5 protein-coding genes are annotated in these 8,630 nt (G+C 58.7%); all 5 read right to left on the bottom strand.

The genetic code is table 11. From position 1 onward, the window contains the following. Positions 1 to 282 precede the first annotated feature (282 nt). Complete coding sequence (locus tag DBR47_RS22460; protein WP_124454337.1) at positions 283 to 1,605, bottom strand: glycosyltransferase family 4 protein; 1,323 nt, start codon at positions 1,603 to 1,605, stop codon at positions 283 to 285. Further along, positions 1,605 to 3,056, bottom strand: coding sequence for an HlyD family type I secretion periplasmic adaptor subunit (locus tag DBR47_RS22455; protein ID WP_124454335.1), 1,452 nt, complete (start codon positions 3,054 to 3,056; stop codon positions 1,605 to 1,607). The genes DBR47_RS22460 and DBR47_RS22455 overlap by 1 nt, the downstream gene beginning before the upstream one ends. Further along, entirely contained in the window at positions 3,053 to 5,284 is a 2,232-nt protein-coding gene (locus tag DBR47_RS22450; RefSeq protein WP_124454453.1) for a type I secretion system permease/ATPase, read from the bottom strand. Before DBR47_RS22450 ends, DBR47_RS22455 begins: the two co-directional genes overlap by 4 nt. 406 nt (positions 5,285 to 5,690) lie before the next feature. Next, positions 5,691 to 6,167, bottom strand: a complete 477-nt coding sequence (locus DBR47_RS22445) for a hypothetical protein (RefSeq protein ID WP_231512457.1) — start codon at positions 6,165 to 6,167, stop codon at positions 5,691 to 5,693. 217 nt (positions 6,168 to 6,384) lie between these two features. Further along, complete coding sequence (locus tag DBR47_RS22440) at positions 6,385 to 8,622, bottom strand: DEAD/DEAH box helicase (protein WP_370454944.1); 2,238 nt, start codon at positions 8,620 to 8,622, stop codon at positions 6,385 to 6,387. Positions 8,623 to 8,630 lie beyond the last annotated feature (8 nt).

Genomic DNA, 8,630 nt, shown 5'->3' with positions numbered 1-8,630 from the left:
GAAGCACCGTATACCTAGGAAAGGACTGTTGACCGACTTGCCGTAAGGTTCTGCCACGGACCTTTTCAGCATCGATCTTGACTACGGCGTCACGTTCACACATCGATCGGAACTGAATGCCCCCCACAATTTCGTCCGCTACCGGCAACATCAACAGGCCCAACCAGACCAATAGGCCTATGCCTGCGCGCCACCGTGATGGCAGTCTGCGCATCAGCGCTCGCGTGATGGCGGTGCAGGCCCAAACCCAAAAAATCAACACAACGATGAGCAGAATTCCAGTCATGACAATGCTTTGGAAACTTCAACATTGAGGTTCGGCACGCCAGCTTGAGGCCGTTGCTTCGACTTCATTGCCAGCACTGCTTCCGGACGGCGCACGAGGTCAACTGAAGTTCGTAAATCAAGGCAACGCAAAATCGCCGCCTCCCCAGACGACCTTAAAAACCTGGTTCGTACCGTTTGCTGTGCTGCTTGTCGCAAGCCATCTGCCCGCTCTTCCAGCGCATGCAAAACGGCTTCTCTTAGCCGCACCCGGTCAAAAAACGGCAGCACCCGCCCGTTCACGCCATCCGTCAAGACTTCTCTGACTGGGGCGGTGTCTGAGCCAATCACCAGGCAAGCCGAGGCCATGGCCTCCAGGCACGACCAACTCAACACGAAGGGATAGCTCAGGTACACATGCGCCGCTGAAACTTGCAGGATCTTTTTGTAGTCTTGGTAAGGCACTTTGCCCAAGAAGTGCGTGCGCGCCGGATCTATACCCGCCCCCACCTCGCGGAGCAATTTCTCGCGCCAATTGGGGGCGTCTTTTGGCCTGCTGCCGTAGCTCACGTCGTCGCCACCGACGATGACGGTGTGGCAGTGTTTGTGCGCGGCCTGAATCTGCGGCAAGGCCCGCATGAAGGTGTGGAAGCCGCGATAGGGCTCCAGGTTTCTGGCCACGTAGGTGATGACGGCGTCCCCGGCCTTGAGCACATGGCCGCCCGGCAACTTGAACCGTGCAGCGGGGTCTGGCCCCAAGTTCTGGGTATCAATGCCCTCATGCGCCACCGTGATCTTGTCCAGATAGGCCTTGGGGTGCTGGGCCTTTTGCCAATGCGTGGGGCTGATGGCTGCGTCGCAGTTCTCCAGGTTCAGCAGATGCAAGGCGTTCCAAGAACGGATGCGGGCCTGGTCGTCGAAGGTGCTCGGGAACTCGGGGTCAAAGCCGATGTCTGCGCCGTGAGCGTTGTAAAACCATTCTGCGTAGTGGACGAGTCTGGCATCGGGGAACACGTCCTTGGCATACAAGGTCTCACCCCAACCGGGGTGGGCCAGGATGGCATCGGGCTTGAAGCCCTGAGCCCTGAGCTTGAGCAGGATGCGCGCCACGGCTTGACCGTGCAGGACCGCGTCTTCCATTCTGCGCAAGTAGGGGTGCTGTTCCTTTCCAACAGCTCGATGGGGCTTGTACCGGATCAACTGAAGTTGGGGTGTATCCGGCAAGCCAGGTGCGGTGTCGCGCCCAATGGCAATGACTTGCCAGCCGGGGCGCTTGGCCCAGTCGGCGGCCATGTGTTTGAACTGGCCGGGGAAGTTCTGATGAATGATGAGGATCCGCATCAACGCTCCTTCAAACTCTCATCCACATGCCTCTGCACCGGGCTGAGCAGATAGTCGATCACCCGGCGCTTGCCGGTCTTGATTTCGGCCGTCAAATTCATGCCGGGCGCCAGCTTGATGCGCTTGCCGTCAACTTTGAGCTCAGTTTGATTGAGCACCAAGGTGGCCGGGAAGATGGCCCCGCGCTTCTCATCGTTGACGGCGTCTGCACTGATGCTGCTGACCGTGGCGCTGACCGTGCCGTAGCGGGTGTAGGGGAAGGTTTCCAGCTTGACGGTGACCGCTTGGCCCTCACGGACAAAGCCCATGTCTTTGTTCTCCAGCACGACTTCGGCGGTGACTGCGGCGTCGTCAGGCACCAGCACCAGCAGCACCTGCGCTTCGGTGACTACGCCGCCGGACGTGTGCACGGCTAGCTGCTGCACCGTGCCGGCGACAGGTGCGGTCAGCTGGGTCAGCGCGTTACGCTTGTCGGCCTTGATGCCTTCTTCACCCAGTTGCTTGGTCTTCAGTTCGGCTTGCGCTGAGCGCTCGCGCAGCAGACGTTCGGTTTCTGCCCGGTAGGCGAGACGTGACTGCTCGCTTTCTTTCAAGGCAGCCTGCGCCTCGCTTCGTCTGGCCAGGGCGGTGGCCAGGTCTCGCTCCAACTCGACGCGCTCGCGTCGGCGGTCTTGTTCGGCGTGGCCGGCCATAAAGCCTTGTTCGGTCAGGGATTTGAAGTCGCTTTCACGCTGCTGGGCCATGGGCAAGGTGGTTTGCAGCTTGGCCACCAATTGCTCGGCCGTCGCAATCTCGGCCCGGCGGCGGGCGGCCTCGGCGTCGAACTTGGCGAACTTGGCGCTGATGTCGGCCCAGTCGCTTTGCAGCTGGATGCGGCTGGTGGCGAGATCGGCAGCGTTCAGCGCCCGATTCTCGGCAAGCTGTGGCGGCAGGCCGCTGGCCAGGCTTTTGAGCAGGCTTTGCGAGCGGAGTAATTCGCTCCAGGCAGCACTGCGCTCCTCGCCCACCCGGTTGGCGTCGGCCTGGGTGGCGGTGGCGTCCAGCGAGATCAGCAGCTGCCCGGCCTTGACTCGATCACCGTCCTTCACATGGATAGCTTTGACCACGCTGGTTTCCAAGGGCTGGATGGTCTTGCTGCGTTGGCTCACGATGATGCGCCCTTGAGCCACGGCAACAATGTCGATTTGGCCGAAGATGGACCACAGCAAGGCGATGACGAACTGGCTGCAGATGGCAATCGCCGCTCGCCTGGGTGCCGGATGCGGTGGCGTCTCTTGCAAGGCCAGTGCAGCCGGCAAAAAGGCGCGCTCGTCGGCCAGGCGCTTGGGGCCGGCGAGCTGATCCCGCACGGCCCACGCCGCCTTGAAGATCGCGCCATAGCGCGCCAATAGCTCGCTGACGGGGTGTCGGGGCGACTTGGGAGGTGGGCTTGTTTCAGCAGCGGTTGTCATGCTGACGCTCCTTCGGCTTGACCCGCGTTCTTCTGCATGCGCCACAGATGGGCATAGAGGCCTTGCGGCTTGGCAAGCAGTTGCTCGTGGCTGCCCACCTCGACTATGCGCCCCTTGTCCATCGCGATGATGCGGTGGGCTTGGCGCACGGCACTGAGCCGGTGCGCAATGATGAAGACGGTGCGGCCCTGGCAGATGAGGCGCATATTGCGTTGAATGATGGCCTCGCTTTCGTAGTCCAGCGCGCTGGTGGCTTCGTCGAAGATCAGGATGCGGGGTTGGCTGAACAAGGCCCGAGCGATGGCGATGCGTTGGCGCTGCCCGCCCGAGAGGCTGGAGCCCTGCTCGCCCACCACCGTGTCATAGCCCTCGGGCAGCTCGGCGATGAAGTCGTGGGCCCCCGCCTGCTTGGCGGCATGGATCACCGCCTCCAGGGGCGCCGCCGGGTCGGAGACGGCGATGTTCTCGCGCACGCTGCGGTTGAACAGCATGTTCTCCTGCAGCACCACACCCACCTGACGGCGCAACTGCGCGGCATCGATCATGGCCACATCGTGCCCGTCGACCAGCACCCGCCCGCTCTCGGGCACGTAGAGGCGCTGAATCAGCTTGGTCAGCGTGCTCTTGCCGGAGCCGCTGCGGCCAACGATGCCAATCACCTCGCCGGGGCGCACATCGAGGTTGATGCCGTTCAGCACAGGCTGAGCATCGGGGCGGTAACGAAAGCTCAACTGATCCAGCGTCACACGGCCTTGGATGCGGGGCAGCGGGCTGGCGCTTTGCGAAGCAAGCTCGGTGCGGGTGTTGAGGATGTCGCCCAGGCGAGCCATGGAAAGCCCGGTTTGCTGGAAGTCGGTCCACATCTGCGCGATGCGCATGATGGGCTGGGCCACCCGGCCCGCAAACATATTGAAGGCCACAAACATGCCGACTGTCAGCTGCCCATCCATGACCAAATGCGCGCCATACCAAAGCGTCGCAGCGTTCACCAGCTTGCCAACCAGGTTGACCCCCTCGTGGCCGTACTGCGCCAAGGTCTGGGTCTTGAAGCTGGCCGAAACGTAGGCGGCCAACTGTTGATCCCAGCGCCGCGCCATCTGCGGCTCCAAGGCACTGGCCTTGACAGTTTGGATGCCGGTGATGGTCTCGACCAGCAGGCTTTGGTTCTCGGCGCCGCGGGCAAACTTCTCGTTTAGGCGACCACGCAAGATCGGAACGATTGCCAAGCTCAGGCCCAGGTACAGCGGAAGCGAACACAAAACAATCAGCGTTAGCGGCACGCTGTAAACAAACATCACGGCGATGAAGATCACCGAGAACAGCACGTCCAGCACCAGAGTCAAGGCATTCCCGGTGAGGAACTGCCGGATGTTCTCCAACTCACGCACACGCGCCACCGAGTCACCCACACGGCGAGCCTGAAAATAGGCCAAGGGCAGGTTCAAAAGGTGACGAAACAGGCGGGCCCCCAGTTCGACATCGATTCGACTGGTGGTGTGGCTCATCACATAGCTGCGCAGCACATTGAGCACGCTCTCGAACAGCATGATGACGACCAAGCCGACCACCAACACATCCAAGGTACTCAGCCCGCGATGCACCAGCACCTTGTCCATGACCACCTGGAAGAACAGCGGCGAGACCAGGGCGAAGAGCTGCAGGAACAAGGAGACCGTCAAGACCTCGCCCAGCAGCTTGCGGTGCTTGACAATGCTGGGGATGAACCAGCTGAAATCAAATTTGGCCAGCTCGCCCGCAAGGCTGGCGCGACTGGCAATCAAGATCAGCTCGCCCGTCCATTGCGAGGCAAAGACCTCAACGGGCTCGATGGTGGGTCGAGTTGCTTGACCATTTTGATGCCCAGCAGGGTCCATAAAAAGGACGCGCTGTCCGTCGCACTGGGCAAGCACAACCACACGGCCGTCTGCGAGAAATGCCAACGCGGGCAGGGGTTGCAAGCTCAGGCGATCCGAGCTGCTACTCGTGCTCTTGGCTTTGAGACCGAGCTGCCTTGCTGCTAGCAGCAGGTCTTGGCGAGAAACGTTGTCTGTGTCGCCAAGACCCAACTGATGGCGCAAAGCCGAAGGTTCGATGGCCACATGGTGCAACCTTGCGACGATTGCCAAGGCAGCCAAAGTCGAGTCGGGAGGCGGGCCTAATTTGGCCTCGTCGGGTAAAACAGTTCCGGATTTGGCATCAAGCGGCACGCTAGACACATCCCCGGGCATGGCGCTCACTGCGTCTGCCGTGATTGTCATTTTTCTCCCTGATCCGCTATCAGCGGTTACATCACAGTTACCTACAAACCAAGGGCATGGTCGTTCAATCTCTTCACGATGAGAAATCCCACCTTTGGGGGGCTTCGCAAATTGACTCCTCCCTTCGCACTAAAAAAGGATTGGCTTTGTAGACACCCACGTCCTACAAACAAATGCGACAAGCTACTGCTATGGCTGGTCAGCGACGAACAGACCATTGCATTCGAACGCGCGCTTTCAAGCCAAGGAGACTTGGAAGTGAAAAGGGCACGAGTTGCCAATTTGAGGCGGCTGTCTTCTCGTTGAACAACGAACGTCTGAGCCCGATGTTGTCATTCACAAGCAACGCCGCAAAGGAACAGCGCCACGGCAGCTCCTACTGTTTCAGCCCATGAGCCTTTACGGCCTTGAGCAAGCCGCCAGCGAGCATTCGGATCGCAGTCAGGTCATAGGACCCGCCCTTTGATTCGTAGGCATACCGACCTTGGACGAAATAGTCAGCGCACCTCTCGAGCAAAGGCTGAAGTGGTTCGCCGGTTGCGAGGTAGAACTCGCGAGAAATTCCAGCTTGCGTGTCAGTCTGAAGCTTGTTGAAAACCTCTGGCAGTTTGTGCCCGCGAGCACTCGACCCCAAGGTCGCAGCGCCAATAATCCCGTCAATCACAGGCCCGTAGTTCGTAAATCCCTCGGCCGCCTTCATGGCCAACTCCGCGCTGAGCGCATAGTTCACCACGAGTGGAATGCAGAGCTTGCTGAGGTCAACACCTTCGGCGTTCCACAAGATTTCGGCTGCGTTAAAGAACTGCTCGGCGTGCATCCAAATGTGGCCGCTTGGCCTAAGCGATGTCAGCATCTCGTTTCCCATTCAGTCAAAACCATCAAAGTGCAATCGGCATTGGAATGTGCCCAACTATGAAAAGACTTCCTGGCGTCCTCGGATGCCAGGAAGGGAGCAGGTCATGCGAACTTGTGCTAGCCCTGACGCGGCCCGTTCAAAGAGCCTGGGACCTGCAAACTGCTGCCTAGCCTCAATCCAAGTAGCGAATGAGTGACCAGCTTTCGACGCTTGTCTACCGGCTCCGCCTTGGAAAGGACTCAGCCTCTTTTGCCCAAGCCAGGGCCTCGGGGATATCCAAGTAGATGCTGGCGTAGGCTCTTCTCAGCAGTCCGTCCGGCAATGCCCAATCCCACTTCTCGCGCTGAAGATTGGAAACATCGTCAAGCATTTGCTCGAAAGACGGAGGCTCACTATTTGCCAAATCCAACAACACCTCGAAAATATCTCGAATCGACCAATGCGCCTTCTGAACCTCGATACCCGGCCCTGTCGCCGCAGCCGTAAATCCACGAGATCTCAGAAGGCAAGCCAGCGCCTCATTTGCTGAATCGCCAAGCCAAGTCAAAAGGAGGAAGTGGCGGCCTTGGTCCAGCACAAACTCAGTGGAGATGTTTCGAACCCGATAAGCCTCTCGCGCCTCCATCAAAAACCGCGTTGCAGTCGGATCCAAAAACACAGGCACATCCGCCGACTCAAGCAAAGCACGCATTCTTTGACGGACCCGCGTATGGGTTCGCCCTGCGCCGCCATTAAACATCGGTGGCACACCGCCAGAAGTCCTCGTCACGTAGATCGCTTTCTGCTCCTCGTCGACTTCATCAACGCGCCAGGTTTTCCCAGCAAAAAGAATCCGCTGGCCGATGGACAACATCTGTGAGACCGGGATCGTGCCAAGGGACTTTCCTCCCGCGACTACTCGAAACTCCTCATCAGCAGAAAACGCGGCATAGAAGCTGTAGTGGTTGACGAATTTTTCGCCAAGTACACCGTGCAGCAACGTCCCCGAAGACTCTTGGACGATCAAATCTTTGCTACCCAGGTGCCGAATCAGCGAAGCGAACTCTTCTTTGCTTAAACCCGCGAACGGCTTACCCGGGCCGCAGAGCAAGCCATACAGCTGCGCAATCGAAGCCCCGCCGTTCTGAGCTATGAATGAAAGAACCTGCTGGACCAGTGTGGATAGATGTAGCCCATTGGCCTTTGGTGGTTCAAACCAGGCCTCGATCAAAAGCCCAACCGTGGCTGTCATCTGAACCGTGCGGAGTCGCAGCAGCGATTCGAGCGGCGACTTTGCATCGATCGCGTCCTCAATGCAGTAGCCTCGCAAAATTGCAGGCTCACCTGGGCGACGCCCTGACCGGCCCAATCGCTGACGAACACTTGCAACTGTTGGTGGCGGATTGATTTGGACCACACACTTGACAGCACCGATGTCAATGCCCAACTCCAAAGTGTTGGTGCAAACAGCTGTTACAGGTCGCTCCTTTTGCTTCAGAGCCAACTCGGTTTCCGCCCTAATTTCTTTGGACAGACTGCCATGGTGGGGCCAGAACTCATTCGGGACCTGTTGATCCAAACACATCTTGCTCAGCAAATGTGTGTAGCGTTCGACCTCTCGCCTGGAGTTGGGAAAAACAAGGTTGTTCGATCCTCGGAGCACCTGGAAAAGATGCGCGGCAACTTGCCCAGGCGTCGCTGGTTCAGTCTCTTGCTCATCGTCCTCGAAGTCCCGAGAATGCCTGATAGTCAGAGGCTCTTCATAGCCTTTGATCAGGACTTTGAGTTCATTGCCCTCAGACTTCGAATCAACAATCGCAACGCCTCGCGCCTTTCCGGGGCGCAAGAACTCTGCCGCTAGGCTCATGTCACCCAGCGTCGCAGAAAGTCCTATGCGAGGAACAGTCCGTGCCACGGCACATTCAATTCGATGCATCAAGGACTGCAATTGCTTTCCTCGTTCCGAGCCGATGAATGCGTGGAGTTCGTCAACTACGAAGAAGTCCAAGCGACGAAAGATCGCCCCTATCGATGTACCTCGATTGCAAAGCAAGGCTTCCAGCGATTCAGGCGTAATAAGTAAAACCCCCTGGCGCTTCGACAAGAACCGAGATTTCGTCGAGGCCGTGATGTCCCCATGCCATGGCCACACAGGCAGATCCAACTGATCGCACAGCCTGTCAAGTCGGCCAAACTGATCGTTGATCAGCGCCTTCAATGGGCTGATGTAAACAATCAACCCTGGAGATTCCTGACTGAGGAGATGTGTCAGTGCAGGAAGAAAGGCAGCTTCGGTTTTGCCAGCCGCTGTCGCTGCGGCAACGATCACATCACGATCAGCCTTAAGAACAAGAGGGATCGCGGCTTCCTGGGCTTCCCGAAGGGCTGCCCATCCTTCCGCCCAGATGAAGCGCTGGATGCGTACATCAAGCAGGTCAAAGGCAGAAGAGGTGTGTGTGCTCAGTTTGGACACCTAGAGAT

The sequence above is a fragment of the Paucibacter sp. KBW04 genome, from assembly GCF_003852425.1.
Taxonomy (GTDB): Bacteria; Pseudomonadota; Gammaproteobacteria; order Burkholderiales; family Burkholderiaceae_C; genus Paucibacter_A.
This window is presented reverse-complemented; position numbering and strand designations above follow the sequence as displayed.